We start from the raw sequence: 17,302 nt of genomic DNA, 5'->3' as shown, positions 1-17,302 counted from the left end.
ATGGGGTGGTTGCCGCCCTCCCCAGACGGCATCGCAATGTGCCAAGATAGTGGTGTTGAAAGGCCACTGAGCGGAAAGGACGGCAACCGTGACAAAGGATATGATGATCGGGGTTGATTTGGCAAAAGCTGTTTTTCAGCTGCATGCCGCGTCGATGACAGGTCAGCTTCGGTTTTGTAAAAAGCTGTCGCGGCAGAGTTTCCTCAAGTTTATGGCCGAGCAGCCTCGTGCGGTGGTTGTGATGGAGGCTTGTGGCAGCGCGCATTACTGGGCCCGCGAGATGACCAGCCTGGGCCACGAGGTGAAGCTGATTGCGCCGCAATACGTGAAGCCGTTTGTGAAGCGGCAGAAGAATGATGCGGCAGACGCCGAGGCGATCGTGATCGCCGCCCAGAGACCGGAAATGCGCTTCGTCGAGCCAAAATCAGCCGAGCAGCAAGGTCGGGCAATGCTGTTCCGGGCGCGGACCCGGCTAGTTCAGCAGCGCACCGAACTGGTCAACATGCTGCGCGCTTTTCTTTACGAGCTCGGTCATGTGGTGCCGCAGGGCATCAATAACGTGTCCCGGATCGCCGCGATCATCACCGAGCCCAACAGCGATCTGCCTGAGATTGCCCGGATTGAATGCCGCGATTTGCTGGAGCAGATCGAAGCAATGACCGTGCGGATTGCGACAAGCGACCGCCGGATCAAGGATCTGGCAGGGCAAGCAGACATGGCTCGAAGGCTACAGACCATGCCTGGAGTGGGGCCGATGACGGCTCTGGCAGTCGAAGCGTTTGCCCCGCCAATGGAGAGCTTCAAATGCGGCAGGGACTTTGCCGCTTGGCTGGGATTGGTGCCGAAACAGCATTCGAGCGGAGGCAAGACCCGTCATGGCCGCGTCTCCAAAGCCGGGCAAAGCGACATTCGCCAGCTGCTTATCATGGGCGCCATGTCGCGATTGAACTGGATGGGCCGAAAATCGATCTCAGAAACATCGTGGCTAGCCCGCATGCTGGCGCGCAAGCCACGGATGCTGGTGGCAATCGCATTGGCCAACAAGATGGCCCGGATGATCTGGGCGATGTTGACGAAACAGGAAGATTATCGAACCCCGGCAACGGCAATCGCCGCCTGATAGAAAGGCTGCGCAAGGCCCAAGCTGGTAAGGGGGAGTGAGAAGGCGACGACCCGAATGGGCAAAATGATCGAACAGATCTGGATCAGGAAAACCAGTTAAGAGTCCCGAGTTTCGAGCTCGTGAATCAGATTTGGACCTGATCCGCGGATCACCATACCGGCCAGCGGCTTCTGGAAAACGCTGCAATCAAAGGCCTGACAGAAGACCGCGCTCGATCACCTGTTCACCGGTTCAAATACTTCTTGCCTCACGGGCGGCAACCACAGAAGACTCTTACGCACGCAAGATGGGGGCAGGACAGCACTTACACTTCAGCCCTGGAAATGCAGCAGAATGCCTCGCGCGATAGCTGGAGCTTCGAGAAAACCGAGGAACGCCTCGCCGCCATCATGCGCAACATTCATAATACCTGTGCCGAGACCGCCGAGGAATACGGCGCCCTTGGCGACTATGTTCTGGGCGCAAATATCGCAGGGTTTGAGCGTGTAGCAGCTGCCATGACAGCCTTTGGCGTCATCTAGGCTCTCAGGCCCCATTGATGATTTTGTTGTGGCTCAGTTCGCCCTAATTTGAAGCATTCAGGGGGCGATGGTCGCTAAGAATATGTGTTAGCAACCTACTGGAGCATTCCCCGCTCTGCCAACGAACTGAGCGGAAGCAGTTGCAGGGTCGTTTGCGTGGATGAGAGCGACTATCTAGGGTCGGACGCGGACGCCCGCTCGATATTCTCCTCAATGGACTCTGCGGTGAGAGCAGTTGGCGAAGCAGATCGGCGCGTATCGAAAAGTCAGATCGGGTTTTATCGGAAGTACCCATTTGCCGCTGTTTGGCGGCGGAACCAATATCTCAGCGGAAGCCATCCACCGCTGGTTTTGAGCATTTTCCTACAGCGAAGAGACCGATCTCTGCGCTGGAAGGAAATAGTCGAGCCCGAGCCAGGAAGCTTCACCCATCACCTGGAGATCAATGGCGCAACAGAGATCGACCACCAGGTTCGGGAGTGGCTGCGGGAGGCATGGACATCTGCTACGTGACTGATCATAGCCAGAAGATGACAGTTGCGGTGATGCATATGGCGGACTGAGCCGAAGCGGGGTCGGATCTGATCGTAACATTTTTGTAGGGTGACCTGCTAAGTCCGGTTTTGCCATGACCGGGGTCAAAACCCAACCTATTCCAGCAATCGGCTACCCCACAGCGGCTTCAACCGTTCGAGGAGGAACAGCATGGAAAGGCTGGCGAGCGCAATGTCCCGATTTCCCGGGGAGCAGCGCGGGCAAAATTGAACAGATCGACTCGCTTTGCGGATCAACCGCCCCTTCCCGTGCATGGAGGTCCGGATGCGCAACCTACTTCCGATCATCATTGCTGTGCTGCTGCTGGGCTCCTGTGATCGTCAGGAGCCTACTCGGCGCGGCAGCATCGCCCCGGCAGCGGATGCCCAGCAGTCGGACTCTCCAACGGCCGATCCGGCAAAGCGAACAGATGCCCATTGGGTCTTGCAGCCAAGCGCTGAGGCCAGTGTACTGGTCCTGCAGGCACAAACTGGCAACCCGATCCTGTCTCTCACTTGCCCTTCGGGAGGAAACCGGCTGCAAGTCAACCTGCCCGGTTTTACGTCGATCGGAAGCGAGGAGCGGCTGTCATTTGGCAGTGGCGGCGAAGTGGAAGCGCTTGTCGCAGATTTCCGCCGCGATCGCCGACTTGGCGGTGTCAGCGCGGCGGGAGCGGTTCCGGCCAACCTCGCGGCGCTGATAGGCGGCCCGGTGTCGGCAAGCTATGGCCCCCAGACCAGCGGTCCCCACCCTGCCGTACCCACCGCGATTGTCGCGTCGTTCGTCGCTGCTTGCCGCGGCCAGGCATCCGAAGTTGCGCCGCGCGCGGCATTGCCAGACCGTCCGGTCAGCCCCTGCCTCGTTCAGGACGGCCGGGAGTTTTCGGCCCAGCCCCTGCGCGCAATCGGAACAGAACCGTTCTGGGCCGTGCGGATCGAAGGGCGCTGCGTCACTTATTCCCACCCGGAGGACCAGAAAGGCACGCGCGTCTGGACCCGGTTCACGCCCACAACGGAGGGCGGTGTGTGGACAGGCGCGCTTGACGGGCGCCCGTTCGAACTGCGGACCCGTGCGGCGCCCGGCTGTTCCGATGGCATGTCGGACATGAGCTACCCTGTGGCGGTCGAGCTGCTGGCCCATGGCGAGCGCCGGAAAGGGTGCGCCGAACCGATGTAAGTCGGGGTCGCTGGTTCAAACTGAGTGCTGACCCAAAACATGCCCGCATCCATGCGGAAGCATGCGGACGAAAAGCCGCTCTTAATCAGCGGGTCCTTGGTTCGAGCCCAAGTGCGTCCACCACTACTTTCTTAATAATTTCAGTGACTTGTCACAGTAACCTAAGGTCGATTTTCGATCAAGATTCCGCTGGTGTGCAGCAAACTGTGCAGCAGATTTCACGTGATGCGAGGCTCCCAGAGGTTCGGGAATGTTCCTGCCAGTGACGCCTTGTTCGCGTGCGCCGACCTCAAAATCTGCCGTGCAAGACCTGACTTGAGGCATCTAGCCCTGGCTTGTGAACGAGCCTTATGCTGCTCACGGAAAGCCGATTCGCAAGCGACGTTCGGGGAAGGCTTTGCCTGCGCACCGTTCGGAACTAGCGGACGTTCGGTCTGCTATCGTGAAAATTGACTATGGGTTTCCTGGCCGCGATGCCAGAGCCTCATCCCGGGCGGCCTTTCGCTGATCCAACCAGTCATCGATCTCGGAAGCTATCCAGCGGTTCGTGCCTACGCCCAGTTTGATCGGTGCGGGAAAGCGCCCCTGCTTGATCAAGCGTGCCACATGCTGGCGGGTGAAAGGAATATCCTTCGCCTTTAGATCGGAGAATGCCAGCAGATTACGCATTGCAACGTCCGATCGGGTCGCCTGCCGACTTCAGTGTTGTGGTTGAGGGATTGGGGTCTTCGACAGTTGTCTGTCCGCTGCTTCCGCTTCCTTCCCTCTCCCTTCCCTTCCGGCCGATTTGGAACGGTTGGACCGCCATCCGGCCATTACGCGAACGCGTTCGCCGAAGCTGATCGTATGAGTCCGCATGGGAATAGCGCATGGATTGCTACCCTGTGGGCAACGCAGGCAGGCCATGACGCGCAGCCAATCTAGCATTTCCGGAGCGGCTTCCAAAGGACGAAGATCGCGCTTTCAGGCAAGCAAATGCCGCATATTGCGTTCTCGCTTATCATTCCCGCGGCGGGATCTCGTCGCTTAGCTCCGGTGTATGCCACCGCCCGCCCGGAACAGTTGTCAGCCTGTCCCTAAATAATATAGGGGGGTATAGTATGGCACACACATCTCGAAACGACTCCGATCTCATGGCGCGGGTCAAACGCATCGCAGGACAGGTCGCAGCGGTCGAACGCGGCCTCACTGACAAGGCGCCCTGCGCCGATATTCTCCAACTCGTCGCGGCGGTGCGCGGCGCTGTGAACGGGTTGATGGACGAGATCATCGTCGAGCATCTCAATGAGCATGTCGCACGGCCCGGCCTTGACGATACCGAGCGCGCGGCCGGCGCCGCGGAGCTGACAACCGTGATCCGGCGCTATTCCAAATGACTCGCGATACGGACGTCTTGCGAAGCGCCGAGACCCTCGCGCACGATCACAACTTCCTGGGCGCGAGCCATGACGAGAATGCGCGGCGCACCCGCATCGTCGTCGTGCTGACCTTCGCGATGATGATCGGCGAGATCGCCGCCGGCTATCTGACCGGATCGATGGCGCTGCTCGCGGACGGCTTCCACATGGCGACCCATGCGGGCGCGCTCGGCGTCGCGGCCTTCGCCTATGGCTATGCCCGGCGCCATGCGCGCGATCCGCGCTTCACTTTCGGCACCGGCAAGGTCGGCGAGTTGGCCGGCTTTGCCAGCGCCCTCGTGCTGGCGATCATCGCGCTCGGTATCGGCATCGAGTCGGTCCGGCGACTCTTCGCGCCCGCCGACATCGCCTATGTCGAGGCGATCTGGATCGCGATCCTCGGCCTGATCGTGAACCTCGTCAGCGCCTGGCTGCTCGGCAGCCATCATCATGGCCACGGTCACGAGGGCCATCACGATCATCATGCGCACGACCATCACGGGCATTATCGCCATCATCACGAGCACGACAACAATCTGCGCGCGGCCTACTTCCATGTCCTCGCCGACGCGCTGACCTCGCTGCTGGCGATCGCCGCGCTGCTTGCCGGTTTGTTTCTCGGCTGGCGCTGGATGGATGCCGCCATGGGAGTCGTCGGTGCGGTCGTGATCGCCCGCTGGTCATTCGGCCTGCTGCGCGACAGCTCGGCCGTGCTGGTCGACGCGGCCGCCAATACCGAGCTTGAAGACGAGATCCGCGAGGCGATCGAGGACGGCGATGCCCGCATCACCGATCTTCACGTCTGGCAGGTGGGTCCGGGCAAGTTCGCCGCGATCGTCGCTCTGGTCGCGGAACGACCCTTGCCTCCCGGGGATTATGCCAGACGGGTCCGGGTGCATGACGAGTTCGTCCACGTCACGATCGAGCCGCACCCCGCCAGAGAAGAGACCGGGCACATATGCGGGCTGTGTAGTCGCTGACCGTTGGTCTGGATCCAGCTGCGTTGGCCGATCATCGCAAAGCAGCTGTGGCCCTATTTGTCTGCGGGTCAATCGGATCGAACAATATCCGCTCGATGAAGATGCGCCGCAGTTCGGAGCGGTCGCGGGTTTCATATCTGGCCGCAATCATCGCCGCGCCGCCATTGGGGTGAGAGATCCTGCTTGAGCGCGGTGAGCACCGAATCCGATATCATCTCGATGCACTTGCGCTCGATGGCGGGCAGATCGCCGTAGATGAGCTGACGCGGGAACCGCATGCGCTGGCCCGCAAAGAGGATCGAGAAGGCGATATGTCCCGTCGGCATACCGAGGCTGAGCGTGGCTTTCAGATGATCCTCCAGCTTCGTGCCCGGCGCCCCGGCCTCGATCTCGCGCATCCAGCGCGGGCTGCCGCCCATGTTGGCGGCAAGCTCTATTTGCGTGATGCCGCGCAGGTTCCGCTCGTGCCTGATCCGCTCGCCGGACAGCAGCTTGATCTCCCTGAAGATCGACGTGTCGACGGCGGCAAATTTATCGTCGGGCTCCATGATCTCGTCCTCCGCAGCAACGCGTCCTGGCGCGATGGATCGCCCGAAATATCTAATTAGCCCAGACGGTCGTCCGCAATAATAGATCCCGATGATTTTAGAGGAATATATCTACCGAATAGGCATGAATACGTGCCCGCACCAGTCGAATACGGTATAGTCGGCATTTCGTTGCCGAATTCATCCAAAATGGGGTGTTTCGGAGTTTATTTTCCGAAAGTGCGACAGAGCGGCGCGAACGAACCCATCATACCGAAATAAAGCTATTTTCGAGCAATTCCGGCTAATTTCGAAGCTGGCGGCACTCAGCTGCCGGGGCCTGTTGCAATCGACTTCGAATCCCATCAGTCAAACCTCGTTCCGAACAACTCAAGTCGAATCGGGCCTGATACTTCGGATCGTTAAGTAACTTTAACCTTGGCGCGTTGCGCCGACATGGAGTCGTGCATGAAGCCGATTGCCAAAGCGATGACGGCTGCCCTGGGCGTCCTCGTCCTTACGACGACAGCCTGCGCGACGCCGGACAATCGCTCCCAGCGCCTCAGCTCCATGCCGGACGTGGGGCGGCATCGGACCATCGCCGCGACGGCGGACGGCTTTGTGATCCGCGCGGCGGCATCGGCCCCGGCGGAGAACGGCGGCCTGTCGGCCACGGCCCGTGAACACATCCCGGTAGGATCGGGCACGCATCTCGATGCGCGCCTGCTCTCACCTCCGGTTAGCGCCATTCAGGAGATTTCGCATGCGCATCCGTAAGCTCGGGCCAAAGATCGGGGCAGCAGCCCTCGCCCTGCCTCTGATCCTCGCTGCCCAAAGCGCCGCCTCGGCGCAGCAAGCCGATCCGCTCGCCGCGGCGGCGCGCGAAGCCGAGAGCGAACTGCGGCAGACCTTCACCAATCTCCAGTTCGAGGATTTCGGACCGGCGCCGGTCAAGGGTCCGATCTACCAGGCGAGCGCGGGTGGTCGCATCATCTACTACGCGCCCGAGAGCGAGCACCTGCTGTTCGCGGAGGTCTACGACCGCAACGGGCAGAATCTGACCGCGCTGGCGCAGAATTCCACTGCGGCGAGGAAGCTCGCCGCGATCGACACCAGCAAGGCCCTAGCTATCGGCCCCGAAGGCGCACCCGTCGTCCTCGAGTTCACTGATCCCGATTGCCCCTACTGCCGCGCGCTCGACCGCTTCTGGGCAGCAAAGGCCGCCGAGGGCAAGCCGGTGCGCCGCCTCATCTTCTTCGTCTCCGGCATCCATCCCGAGGCTGCCGCCAAGGCCGAGCATGTCCATTGCTCGCCCGACAAGGAAGCCGCGTTCAAGGCGATCTACGCCGGTGCCGCTCCCGCGCAGTTGCGCAAATGCGCGGAAGGCAAGGCGCGGGTCGAAGCCGACGCCGGCGTCGTGCGCAGCGTCGCGATCACCGGCACGCCGACGCTGATCGCGGAAGGCAAGATCATCTCCGGCTTCCGGCAGGCCGAGATCGAGGAGTTCCTCGCCGGGACGAAGGCGCTCGCCAATGCCGGGCGCTGACCACGTCCCGATCCCTGGTGCGGCGATCACCGCGCCAGCCCCATGCCGGCGGCGAGACCCGAGACGGGCCGTCCAGCCTCGCCGCCGGCCGACAGCGATCCCCATCGATGCCGGCAAGCAGATCCCGGAGCGGCCCATCTTCACAGGAGCAAATGCATGTTGAGGACCATCGGTCGGCAGACCGTCTCGCTCGCCAATGTCGGCATCCCTTTGACCGCGCTCGCGCTGCTCGGCGCCGGTGGGGCTCACGCCTTCTCCGCGCCGGCCGCGGGTGACCTCGGCTACGACATCTACGATATCGTCGTGAACCAGGGCGTCAAAGGCCCGCTCGGCTTCGTCGGCGGCGTCGCCGCCTTCCTGTTCGGCGTGAGCAGGCTGTTCTCGAACATCATGATCGGCATCCCGACGATCGTCGCGGCGGTCTGCCTGATCAAGGCGGACTCGATCCTCCAGACCTTCGGGATGGTCATCTGACGGTTCGGTCCGTGGTCCGCCCACGCGGACCGCGGGCCTCAACGGGCCAGCGCGCACAGGCGCGATGGCGAGACAGCCCACGAAGTTCAACCGGCTTCGGAAGGGAAGTCACGACGCAAGGAGGAGAAGGCTCATGAACGAGCGGCTACCCCAATATCTGCACAAGCCGGTCCAGATCCTGTGGTTCGGATCGGACGAATTCGTGCTGGTGATCACCGTCATCTTCGTCGCCGTAGTCCTCGGCGGGATGCTCGGTTGGGCGCTCGTTGCGGGTCTTCTCCTTTTCGTCCCCTGGCTTCGCACCAAGCCGCGCGGGTTCATCCCGCACATGGCCTGGCGCTGGGGCCTCGTCAGCTTTCGCAACTATCCGGGTCCGACGCAGACCCGCTTCTTCGAGTGAGTCCAAGCGATGTTCGGACGCAAATCCCCCGACGCGCCTCCACGCGACCCCCTGCTCGGCAAGCCCGCAAGCTTCGGCATGCACCGCTACCTGCAGGGCGCGAGCAACCTGTTCGAGGAGAACCGGCTGCTGAAGCTCGCCGTGATCGGCCTGTTCGGCATTACCGCCGTGCTCGGCACGCTCATCTACACCTCGAACCAGAACACCCGCACCGTGGTCGTGCCGTTCGGCAGCGGCGGCGACCTCTATGTGACCGGCAGCGAGCCGTCCGAGGCATACCTGCGCACGATTACGCGCAACGTGGTGTCGCTGTCGGGCACCTATTCGGCTTACTCGGCGGACCGGCAGTTCCAGGAGCTGCTCTCGATCGTCCACCCCTCGACCTACAATAGCGTGCGCGACAGTCTCAACCGCCTGCTCGACGAGCTGGCCGACAATCCGACACTCTCGATCGCGACTTATATCCGCCCCGATCAGCCGGTGACCTGGACCAGGACCGAGATCCTCGTTCCCGTCGAAAAGGTGCGCGTGATCGGCGGCGTGATCCGCAAGTTCCGGGGCAATCTGCGGATCCGATACGTGATCGACAACGGCCGCTTCTGGCTGACCGCCCTCAATGAGGAGAAGTTTGATGCACAGCCCCGCTAAGCGGCTGCTGGCGCTCGGCCTCGCCCTGATGCCGCTGCCCGTCATGGCGCAGACCATCGTCGCGCTGCCCGACCAGACCAGCACGATCCGCCTGTCCAACCGCGACATCAATCATGTGATCTGCGCGGGCGGCGAGATCGAGGACGTCAAGTTCTCCGCCGAGAAGGCGATCGCCGTCGAAAAAGCCGGACGCGACGCGTGGATCAAGTTTCTCGTCCGCGAGATCGACGACGCCGGTGCGGTGACGCGGACTTTCGTGACGGTCCCGTCCGAATTCTTCATCACCTGCAACGGCGCGGTCTTTGCGCTTTACGCCGAACCATCCGACATTCCGGCGCAGACGGTGACGTTGCAGCCGGGGGGCGCCCAGCGCGCGCAGGCGAACGAGGAACTGCTCGGACCGCTGGTCGAGGAAGAACGCGCGGTCTCGATCACGCTCTCGATGCTCCAGGACCGGATACCGGCGAGCTTCACCAGCGTCGCACCGCGCTCGGGCCCGCTCCGCCTGGGGCTGCTCCCCGATGCCAGCATCGAGGAACGGCGCCGCATTGAGGTCGACGGCTCGGGCCTCTCGGCCTCGGAGTATCTGGTGTCGGTGGCGAGCGACACGCTGCTCGACGAACGCAGCTTCCTCGACAGCGCGCTCGGCGCCAATATCTTCGCGGTCACGCTCGACCGCGGCACTCTGTCGGCGGGCGAGACGGCCCGGCTGATCGTCGTGCGCCGGGGAACCATACAATGAGCCCCGCCGGTCCCAATGATCGCAGCCCCGGCAATCGCGGCGGTCGCGGTGATCGCACGCTTCAGGACCGGGACGGCGAACTCGACCTCGACGGTTTTCAGGAGGAACGCGTTCGTCCCGACCTCGCCTCGCGCGGTCCGGCATTGCTCGATCTCAAGGCGCGCTGGCAGACGCTGAGCGCGCGCCAGCAGCTGCGCTTGAAGCAGCTCGGCGTCGCCGGCGTGATCGGCGCGCTGGGGCTCGGCCTCTATTCGGCGAGCGGCGACAAGGCCGAGGAAGCCGCCGCGCCGCCGAGTTCGCATCTCGACATGGGTGCGGGACTTCGCGGCGACAGCCTCGAGATCAAGCTGCGCGGCGACCTGAAGAAGATCCTCGACGGTCAGACGCTGCTCGGCGAGCGCGTGACCGCGATCGAGGAAGGCAAGATCGTGCCTGGGACCGGCACGGCGGGCGCGATCGACGGCGACCTGCCGCCGGCGATCCCCGGCGCGGTTCCCGACTTTCCCGAACCGCCCGCGACCGGCGACATCGATCCATCGGCGTCCGCTCCTCCGGCGCCTCCCGCGGCCCCGCCCGCACCCCCTGCTCCGCCGGTCGAAAAGACAGTGGGCGCGATCGGCGCGGCGACCGCGCCGGTCGGCGGCGGAGATGCGGCAGCGGGCGCTAAAAAAAAGGCCCGGACGATCTATTTGCCGCCTGGTTTCATGAAGGCGCGGCTGCTGACCGGGATCGACGCGCTGGCGAGCCGGGACGCGACCAACAATCCCGAGCCGCTGATCGCGCGTGTCCAGGCGCCTGCCGTGCTGCCCAATGACGTCAAGGCCAACCTCTCCGGCTGCTTCGTCATCGGCAACGCCACCGGCAGCCTCGCCAAGGAGCGGGTCGAAGTCCAGCTGGTCTCGCTGTCCTGCGTCGACTTCGACGAACGCTCGGTGGTCGATCAGCCGATCAAGGGCTTCTTCGTCGATGCCGACGGCAAGAAGGGCCTCTCCGGCAAGGTCGTCACCCGTGCCGGCGCGGCGCTGGCCCGCTCCTTTATCGCGGGCACCATCACCGGAGTCGCGCAGACGGTCGAGAACACGGTCGGCAATGTCTCGACCTCGGCGCTGGGCTCGGTCCGCACGCTGGATGCGGGCGACGCGGCGCAGGCGGGCATCGCCGGCGGCCTGTCGCGCTCGTCGGACAAGCTGACAGACTTCTATCTCGATCTCGCGCGCCAGGCCGGCCCCATCGTCGAGGTCGGCGCGGCCAAGGATGTCGTCGTCGTCATCCAGGAAGGCGTCAGCCTCGAAATCAAGCCCACCGCGGGGAGCAAATTCTGATGCGCCCGCCAGCAAACACCAGGGGAGTACGTCCCATGTTTCATCGTCCGCGAGGCCGCGCGATCCGGGCCGCTGCATTGATCCTCACGCTTCCCTTGCTCGGCGGCTGCGCGACGCTGGGATCGGTGATGTCGCCCTACAGCGAGAAGTTCAGCTGCAAGAACGACGATCATGGCCAGTGCATCCATCCCGACAAGGCCTATGCCGACGCCGTGGCTGGCGTGGCGTCGAAGTCCGATCCGGCCGTCACCAACGACAGGAAGCTGCTGAAGGACGGCAAGCCCGCGCGCGGTTCCGGCAAGGCAGGCACCGCAAAGACAGGGTCGGGCGCGTTCGCGGGCTATCGTGACTCCGTATATCGCGAACTGCAGGGCCTGATCGAGCAGCCAGTCACGCCGATGCTGAAGCCCCCGCGCACGGTACGCACCCTGATCCTGCCCTATGCCGATCGGCAGCGGCCCGACCGGCTCTACATGCCGCGCTATGTCTATTCTTTGGTCGAGCGCCCGCAATGGGTTGTGGGCGACTATCTGGTCACGCCCGTATCTCCGGCATCGCGCGCGAACGTGCTCGAACAGGTCAGGGATCGTGCCGACGACGGCCAGAACGACACGGGACCGCGGCCATGACCAGCTACCAATCGGGCATGACGCTCGCGCGGCTGCGCCGCAGCGTCGAGCGCGACAGCTATTCCGACTATCTGCCGCTCGCCGCCTGGGTCGAGGAAGAGCAGGCCTTCCTCACCATCGACGATGGCTGGGGCTACGCCTGGGAGCTGGTTCCCACCGCCTATTTGTTCGCGCATGTGCATGAGGCGTTGCTGGGGCTCCTCAATGTCAACTTTCCCGAAGGGACGATCCTCCAGCTTCAGAGCTTCGCCGATCCGCTGGTCGAAGGCGCTCTCGATGCCTTTCTCGATCTCAAGACGCGCCCCGATCCGCTGATCCAGGCATCGGCGCGGCGGACCTTCGACTATCTCCAGGCGGGAACCATGGGGCTGAAAGCGCTCCACGGCATCCCGGTCCGCAATTTCCGCACTTTCCTCTCGGTCAAGGCCAGGGCGCCGATGGACAGCGATCTGCGCCGGCAGATCGAGGAGCAATTATCCAAGCTCGGTATCCGGCCGATGGGGGCGGGCGAGATCGTTAGTTTCTATCGCCGCATCTTCAACGGCGTCCATGCCGCCGCGCCCGGCGTGTTCACCCAGACCGCCGATGTCCCCTTGCGCCGCCAGATTATCGACGCGGGACCGGCGCTGCTTTTCGACGGACCGGAAGTGTTTCTCGGCAACCAGGTGGCGCGCTGCCTGACCCCCAAGTCGCCGCCCAAGCGGATTACCGCCGAGCGCGCCAATCGCCTGACCGGCGGCATGCGCGGCTCGGCCGAGGACAGCGACCAGATCGGCGGGCCGTTCCTCTTCACCCTGAACGTGTTGTTCGACCATTCGCAATTCGAGATCCACAAGCGCGCGCAGATCCTCTCGGCGCAGAAGGCCGCGGGCAGCTTCGCGGTCGAGGTCGGCAAGCAGATCGAGGAGATTTCGTGGATCCTGGACGAAGTGGGCAACAGCCGCTTCGTCTCGGTGATCCCGACGCTCTGGGTGTTCGGCCGCGATCGTCACCAGGCCCGCGAGATGGCGGCGCGCGCCAAACGCCTCTGGGAGAGCGAGCCGCTGCCCTGGATGGTGCAGGAGGAAAGCTACCTCAATCCGATCCTGCTCGCCGCGAGCCTGCCGTTCGGTCTCTATCCCGAGCGCCGCACGGTCCGCATGCTTCAGCGCGATTTCCGCGTGCCGGTGCGCGCGGGCGTGCTGATGTCGCCGATCCAGACCGATTTCCGGGGCGGCGGCCGGCCGGCGCTGCTCTACACGGGCCGCAAGGGTCAGCTTATCACGCTCGACCTCTTCGATCCTCGGATCAACAATTACAACTTCATCGTCTCGGCCGAGTCCGGCGCGGGCAAGAGCTTCCTGCTCAACAACCTCTGCCAGCAATATTTCGCGCAGAACGCGCTCATCCGCATCATCGACATCGGGGGCTCCTACCGCAAGCTCTGCTCGCTCTGCTCGGGCCGCTACATCGACCTCGGCGAAGAGCATCTCGTCCTCAATCCCTTCGATCTGGGCTTGGCCCTCGACGGCGACGATCGCGAATCCGCGATCAGCATGGCCGTGTCGATCGTCGCGGAAATGGCCAATGCCGCGACCCGCAAGGGCGTCACCACCTCGGAATGGAACCTGCTCAAGTCCGCGGTGCAATGGGCGATCGACAGCGGGCGGGCCGAAGCCGGGATCGACGCGGTGCGCGAATGGCTGGGAGCCTATCCCGCCAACACCGCCTCCGATCTCGACCGCGTGGACCATCTGGTGCCGACCGCGCGCGAGCTCGCCTTCAACCTGCGCGATTTCGGTTCGGACGGGGCTTACGGCCACTATTTCAACGGGCCTTCGACCTTCGACATTTCGAGCGACGAATTCGTCGTGCTCGAACTCGAGCGCCTGAAGGCCATGCCCGACCTGTTCAACGTCGTGATCATGGTCGTGGTCAACGCCGTCACCCAGGAACTCTACCTGTCGGCGCGTGACCGGCCCCGCTTCGTGCTCTGCGATGAAGCCGCGCAGTTCATGACGCGCAGCGACGGGCAGGATCTGTCACGGCTCGCCGAGGCATTTTCCCAGGGGTATCGCCGCGCCCGCAAATATCGCGGCAGTTTCGGCATTGTCCTCCAGAGCATGAACGACCTCATGCTGTTCGGCGGCACCGGCCAGGTCATCCTCGAGAACGCCGCCACCCGCTTCCTGCTGCAGGGCTCGACCTACGACAAGGCGGTCGAGAACAAGATCCTCGACTATTCGGGTTTCGTTCTCGATCTCCTGAAATCGGTCCGCAATAACAAGCCCAACTACAGCGAGGTGTTCGTCGACTCGCCGCTCGGGCTCGGCATTGCACGCCTCGTCGTCGATCCCTTCTCCTACTGGATCAACACCTCGGCGCCCGAAGATGTCGCGGCCTTCGAGGCGCTGGTGCGCCGAGGCCGATCGCCGCTCGAGGCGGTCTGCGATCTTGCCGGCGTCGATCCCGCCGAGGTCCTCGGAAACGCGGGCCAGACGGACAGCGCCGTCGCATTCAAGCGGGGTGCGCGGTCATGAGCCGGCGTTTTGCCTCCCCCGACCAGCTGCCGCTCCGGCTCGTCGAGAACGGCGACAATGACCTCGAACGGATCGTCGAGGCGCGCGTGGCGAAGCGCGCCGAGGCCGATGCGCTGCGCTGGCGGTTCCGCCTCGTCGTCATCGAAACGGTGATGATCGCATCGCTGGTGCTCGTCGCCGGGCTGGTTCTCGAGCAGCCGACCGGACTCGTCCTGCGCAGCGCTGCGCTGGTCGGCGCTGGCTGCTTCCTGACCGGATTGCTGATGATCGCGCTGACCGGTGCCGTGAGCCGGTTGCTCGCGAAATTGCGGAGGCCTCGATGATCCTCGACCCGCTCCCGCCCCAAGACACCAATCCCCTGGCGGCCGTTCAGCGCCGGCCCGACGAAACGCTGCACGCCTACCTGCTCCGCTGCCAGGAGGAACTGAGCGGCCGGATCCAGCTGCTCGCGGCGGTCCGCGATGCCTATATCCAGATCCTGGGCATGGAGCGCATCCGCTGGCGGCGGTGCAAGCTCCTGCTGGCGTTCACCGGGCCGGTGATCGCCAGTCTGGCCTATGCGGGCCTTGCTTGCTGTGCAGCCACGGACAGCGTTCCCGCGCCGCTCATGGCCGCCCTGATCGCCTGTGCCGGGCTCGCCGGCGCGGCGCTGGCGCTCGCCGTCGCGCACATTCTCGATCGGCTTCCCGATTGGATGGCCGCGCGAAGGTCACGGAGATGGCGATGAACGGCATCTTCTCCGCCTCGCCCTGTCCGTCCTCGATCCGCCTGCTGGTCGGCACGCATCTGCTGCTGATCGTGCAGTCGGGGCTGGTGCTGTGGTCGGCCCCGGACCTCGGCGGCAACCAGGCGCTCATCTGGCTGACCCTCGTGCTCGGCCTCTCGGCGTTCATCTGTGCGGTCTGCGGCGAAAGCCGCACGCCGCCCGTGCCGTGGAGGGAGCGCCGCCGTGGCCGATGATCGCACCCGCCAGCGCTGGCCCATCGTCGCCTTCCAGTCCGCGACGATCGCCGGGCTCCTGGCCCGCGCGGTGCTGATCGCGTCGTCCGCCCGTGCCGACACCTCGACCATCGGCCGCACCTGGCCGATCGCCGAGCCCGACGCGATGGCCGAGATCGAGGCCCGCGCCGCGCAGCAGCCGCCCGATATCAGGGCGAAGTTCGGCCCGCGTTCGGCATGGAGCGCGCTCAAGGGTGCGACTCTCGCCACCGCGCGCGAGAATCGTGTGCGCCATGTCGTGCCTTTCTACACGCTCGACCAGGAAATCCGTCTGCCCGACGGCAAGCTGCTCTATCCCAAGGGCTTCACCTTCAACCCGCTGACCTATGTCTCGCTGCCGCAGCGCCTCGTCATCGTTCACCCCCGCGATCTCGCCTGGGCGCTGAAGACGGCGACGCTTACCGACTGGATCGTCCTGACCGGCGGCGGCGATCCAAAAGACGATGCCCTGTCGCTCGGCGAACGCCACAGCCGCGCGCTGTTCATGCTCGAGGAACGAGTGAAGGACCGGCTCGGCCTCACGGTCGCGCCCGTCATTGTGCGGCAGGTCGGACAAAAGCTCGAACTCACCGAAGTCAACCTGTCAGCCAAGGGAGGGCGAGGCCAATGACCCGCCTTGCATCCGCTCTGCGCGTCGGAGCCGCCGCGATCCTGCTGTCGCTGCTCGCGCCCACCACGCCCGCGCATGCTTCCAAATGCCCTTCGGACACGGTGTTCAATCCGATCACCAAGGTCAGGTGGAATTGCATCTTCCCGATCACCATCGGCGGCGTGCGCGTCGGCAGCTACGACAAGCTCGACAAGGCGCTCGACGCGCAGTCGGCGTCCAAGCCGCTCTGCGCCTGCCGCAAGGGCGCGACCTTCTGGTTCGGGGTCAAGGTCAGCTTCTGGACACCCAACCGCATGGTTGACGTCGTCACCGAGCCCGGCTGCATGACGGCGCTCGGCGTCGACCTCCTGCCGACCGGCGGCAAGCTCCAGGGCAGCCAGTCGTCGATCTCCGACGGGACCAACACCACCAAGCTGTTTGCGCAGGCGCATTACTACATCGCGCCGGTCTGGAAGATGCTCGACATGTTCACCGACCTGCCGTGCATCGAGGATGACGGCTTCGATGTCGCGATGATCACCGAGGTTCTGCCGACCTGGCAGTCGGGCACGCTCGGCGCGATCATCCAGCCCGAGGGCATCCTGTTCGGCAATCCGGCAGCAGGCCTTGCCTGCATGGCCGACAGCGCCGCCGCCGCCGCGGGCAAGACCATCGATCCCCTGTTCTGGTGCATGGGGTCGTGGGGCGCGACCTATCCGGTTGCCGGCGACATCCATATGGGCGACCGGGTCGAGGCCTGGGCCGGGCTGGCGGCGCGCACGACATTCATGATGGGGCGCCTGGGCGCACTCACCATCCATTCCGAGGACGGCTGCTCGTTCAAGGCTCAGCCGATTTGGACCAAGAGCCGCTACAAGCTCCAGATCATGGAGCCCGTCAAGGGCGGCAAGTGCGTCAACATCGGCCGGCCCGGCGCGCTCTGGACCAGCGGCAAGCATGCGCCGGGCAAGGACAACGCCCAGTTCATGCTCTTCGAAAAAGCGATCTGCTGCGCGGGGATTTCCACGCCATGAGCCGGTCGCTTCCCCCATCCCGCGCATCCGGCACGGGCGGTTGTCCCGCTCGTCACGGAAGGCTCCCCACCGTGAGCGGGCGCGCGGACGGAGCGGCGGCGGTGCCCCCTGCCGCCGTCGCTCCACCTATGGTCAGCGCGGC

General features: G+C 64.2%; 22 protein-coding genes and 1 tRNA gene. 21 read left to right on the top strand and 2 right to left on the bottom strand.

What is annotated here, in order from left to right:
• Positions 1–100: 100 nt before the first annotated feature.
• From AC07X9_RS05020 to AC07X9_RS05000, 5 genes are all read left to right on the top strand, one after another.
• Positions 101–1,120 (top strand): IS110 family RNA-guided transposase, encoded by a 1,020-nt coding sequence (locus AC07X9_RS05020; RefSeq protein ID WP_086485900.1) that lies wholly within the window; start codon positions 101–103, stop codon positions 1,118–1,120.
• A gap of 245 nt (positions 1,121–1,365) precedes the next feature.
• A complete protein-coding gene (locus tag AC07X9_RS05015; protein ID WP_254908048.1) occupies positions 1,366–1,644 on the top strand; it encodes a hypothetical protein in 279 nt (92 codons plus the stop codon).
• Between the two features lie 84 nt (positions 1,645–1,728).
• Positions 1,729–2,157, top strand: a complete 429-nt coding sequence (locus AC07X9_RS05010) for a DUF5655 domain-containing protein (RefSeq protein ID WP_363331315.1) — start codon at positions 1,729–1,731, stop codon at positions 2,155–2,157.
• Between the two features lie 306 nt (positions 2,158–2,463).
• Positions 2,464–3,354 carry a COG3650 family protein gene (locus AC07X9_RS05005; RefSeq protein ID WP_139797263.1) on the top strand — a complete coding sequence of 297 codons (891 nt, stop codon included), beginning with the start codon at positions 2,464–2,466 and terminating at the stop codon, positions 3,352–3,354.
• 55 nt (positions 3,355–3,409) lie between these two features.
• Positions 3,410–3,477 (top strand) — tRNA-Ser (locus tag AC07X9_RS05000).
• 330 nt (positions 3,478–3,807) lie between these two features.
• Here AC07X9_RS05000 and AC07X9_RS04995 read toward each other — a convergent pair.
• Positions 3,808–4,023 carry a helix-turn-helix transcriptional regulator gene (locus AC07X9_RS04995; protein WP_086485633.1) on the bottom strand — a complete coding sequence of 72 codons (216 nt, stop codon included), beginning with the start codon at positions 4,021–4,023 and terminating at the stop codon, positions 3,808–3,810.
• A gap of 431 nt (positions 4,024–4,454) precedes the next feature.
• Between AC07X9_RS04995 and AC07X9_RS04990 the strand changes: the two genes are divergently transcribed.
• Positions 4,455–4,730 (top strand): metal/formaldehyde-sensitive transcriptional repressor, encoded by a 276-nt coding sequence (locus AC07X9_RS04990; RefSeq protein WP_086485632.1) that lies wholly within the window; start codon positions 4,455–4,457, stop codon positions 4,728–4,730.
• Positions 4,727–5,731 carry a CDF family Co(II)/Ni(II) efflux transporter DmeF gene (gene dmeF, locus AC07X9_RS04985; RefSeq protein ID WP_086485631.1) on the top strand — a complete coding sequence of 335 codons (1,005 nt, stop codon included), beginning with the start codon at positions 4,727–4,729 and terminating at the stop codon, positions 5,729–5,731. Before AC07X9_RS04990 ends, dmeF begins: the two co-directional genes overlap by 4 nt.
• A 131-nt stretch (positions 5,732–5,862) precedes the next feature.
• Here dmeF and AC07X9_RS04980 read toward each other — a convergent pair whose 3' ends face one another.
• A complete protein-coding gene (locus AC07X9_RS04980) occupies positions 5,863–6,279 on the bottom strand; it encodes a helix-turn-helix domain-containing protein (RefSeq protein WP_086485630.1) in 417 nt (138 codons plus the stop codon).
• Positions 6,280–6,726: 447 nt separating this feature from the next.
• On the opposite strand from AC07X9_RS04980, the gene AC07X9_RS04975 reads away from it, so the two are divergent.
• From AC07X9_RS04975 to AC07X9_RS04910, 14 genes are all read left to right on the top strand, one after another.
• The gene (locus tag AC07X9_RS04975) at positions 6,727–7,035 is read left to right on the top strand and encodes a hypothetical protein (protein ID WP_086485629.1); all 309 of its coding nucleotides are present in this window, start codon (positions 6,727–6,729) and stop codon (positions 7,033–7,035) included.
• A complete protein-coding gene (locus tag AC07X9_RS04970) occupies positions 7,022–7,804 on the top strand; it encodes a DsbC family protein (protein WP_086485628.1) in 783 nt (260 codons plus the stop codon). The genes AC07X9_RS04975 and AC07X9_RS04970 overlap by 14 nt, the downstream gene beginning before the upstream one ends.
• 156 nt (positions 7,805–7,960) lie before the next feature.
• Positions 7,961–8,278, top strand: a complete 318-nt coding sequence (locus AC07X9_RS04965; protein WP_086485627.1) for a hypothetical protein — start codon at positions 7,961–7,963, stop codon at positions 8,276–8,278.
• 133 nt (positions 8,279–8,411) lie between these two features.
• A complete protein-coding gene (locus AC07X9_RS04960) occupies positions 8,412–8,678 on the top strand; it encodes a type IV conjugative transfer system protein TraL (protein WP_086485626.1) in 267 nt (88 codons plus the stop codon).
• Positions 8,679–8,687: 9 nt separating this feature from the next.
• Positions 8,688–9,326, top strand: coding sequence for a TraE/TraK family type IV conjugative transfer system protein (locus AC07X9_RS04955; RefSeq protein ID WP_086485625.1), 639 nt, complete (start codon positions 8,688–8,690; stop codon positions 9,324–9,326).
• The gene (locus tag AC07X9_RS04950; RefSeq protein WP_086485624.1) at positions 9,310–10,068 is read left to right on the top strand and encodes a type-F conjugative transfer system secretin TraK; all 759 of its coding nucleotides are present in this window, start codon (positions 9,310–9,312) and stop codon (positions 10,066–10,068) included. Before AC07X9_RS04955 ends, AC07X9_RS04950 begins: the two co-directional genes overlap by 17 nt.
• The gene (locus AC07X9_RS04945) at positions 10,065–11,390 is read left to right on the top strand and encodes a TraB/VirB10 family protein (protein WP_086485623.1); all 1,326 of its coding nucleotides are present in this window, start codon (positions 10,065–10,067) and stop codon (positions 11,388–11,390) included. Before AC07X9_RS04950 ends, AC07X9_RS04945 begins: the two co-directional genes overlap by 4 nt.
• Before the next feature lie 35 nt (positions 11,391–11,425).
• Positions 11,426–12,019: a TraV family lipoprotein gene (locus tag AC07X9_RS04940; protein WP_086485622.1), complete on the top strand. Its 594-nt coding sequence runs from the start codon at positions 11,426–11,428 to the stop codon at positions 12,017–12,019.
• Positions 12,016–14,538 (top strand): TraC family protein, encoded by a 2,523-nt coding sequence (locus AC07X9_RS04935; protein WP_086485621.1) that lies wholly within the window; start codon positions 12,016–12,018, stop codon positions 14,536–14,538. Before AC07X9_RS04940 ends, AC07X9_RS04935 begins: the two co-directional genes overlap by 4 nt.
• Positions 14,535–14,861: a hypothetical protein gene (locus AC07X9_RS04930; RefSeq protein ID WP_086485620.1), complete on the top strand. Its 327-nt coding sequence runs from the start codon at positions 14,535–14,537 to the stop codon at positions 14,859–14,861. Before AC07X9_RS04935 ends, AC07X9_RS04930 begins: the two co-directional genes overlap by 4 nt.
• Entirely contained in the window at positions 14,858–15,265 is a 408-nt protein-coding gene (locus AC07X9_RS04925; protein ID WP_086485619.1) for a hypothetical protein, read from the top strand. Before AC07X9_RS04930 ends, AC07X9_RS04925 begins: the two co-directional genes overlap by 4 nt.
• Positions 15,262–15,498, top strand: coding sequence for a hypothetical protein (locus tag AC07X9_RS04920; RefSeq protein WP_086485949.1), 237 nt, complete (start codon positions 15,262–15,264; stop codon positions 15,496–15,498). Before AC07X9_RS04925 ends, AC07X9_RS04920 begins: the two co-directional genes overlap by 4 nt.
• Positions 15,488–16,147, top strand: coding sequence for a conjugal transfer protein TraW (locus AC07X9_RS04915; protein WP_254908046.1), 660 nt, complete (start codon positions 15,488–15,490; stop codon positions 16,145–16,147). The genes AC07X9_RS04920 and AC07X9_RS04915 overlap by 11 nt, the downstream gene beginning before the upstream one ends.
• The gene (locus tag AC07X9_RS04910; RefSeq protein WP_086485618.1) at positions 16,144–17,160 is read left to right on the top strand and encodes a TraU family protein; all 1,017 of its coding nucleotides are present in this window, start codon (positions 16,144–16,146) and stop codon (positions 17,158–17,160) included. Before AC07X9_RS04915 ends, AC07X9_RS04910 begins: the two co-directional genes overlap by 4 nt.
• The last annotated feature ends 142 nt before the right edge of the window (positions 17,161–17,302 follow it).

Source organism: Sphingobium sp. GW456-12-10-14-TSB1 (genome assembly GCF_059424385.1).
Note: the sequence above shows the minus strand (reverse complement) of the source record. Positions and strands in the feature narration are given on the sequence as shown.